This window comes from Xanthomonas cucurbitae (genome assembly GCF_002939885.1).
GTDB lineage: Bacteria > Pseudomonadota > Gammaproteobacteria > Xanthomonadales > Xanthomonadaceae > Xanthomonas > Xanthomonas cucurbitae.
On record NZ_MDED01000120.1, the window covers coordinates 1 to 627 of the forward strand.

The 627-nt window shown below is 64.1% G+C and carries 1 protein-coding gene; it reads left to right on the forward strand.

Annotated elements, in window-relative coordinates; translation table 11 throughout:
• Window positions 1-614 (forward strand): transposase (locus XcuCFBP2542_RS18995; RefSeq protein ID WP_146090382.1); only part of this gene is annotated, 614 nt, incomplete at its 5' end.
• Between the last annotated feature and the right edge of the window lie 13 nt (window positions 615-627).

Genomic DNA, 627 nt, shown 5'->3' on the forward strand with positions numbered 1-627 from the left:
ACAACCTGCGCCATGAGATCGTCGAACAACTCGCGCCCGGCGATGCACGCATCCGTATGCCGGTATCGCCACAAGCGCGCAAGGCACGCCCGGAATTGCCCAGCCACTGGCAGGCGCGCCTGATCGAGGTCAGCGTAGGTGGGCGGCTACGGCGCTTCATCACCTCGTTGCCGTGTCCCCACACGCATCCAGCGCATGCCTTGGCCGAGCTCTATCGCCAGCGCTGGGAGATCGAGTTGGGATTCCGCGAGATCAAGCAGTCACTGCAGGAGGGCGAACCGGTGCTGCGCAGCAAGCAGCCCGCGCTGGTGCGCCAGGAACTGTGGGGCGTGCTGATCGCCTACACACTGCTGCGGCGCTGGATGCGAGAGATGGCCGCTCACGCCAAGGTGGAGCCCCAGCGCATCAGCTTCCACACAGCCAGCTATGCCATCGTCAACCTGCTGGCGGTCCCGAGCCTGGATTCGGCGGGCACCCTGCCCAGGCAACTGGCGGCCTTGTTGGCACAGTCCAGGCACTTCGTGCTGCCACCACGCCGCACCGAACGAAGCTTCCCCAGAGTCGTCAAGAACCGCGCTTCGAAGTTCCCAACGAAAAATGCCAATCAGCGTTAACTGACTGGCATTG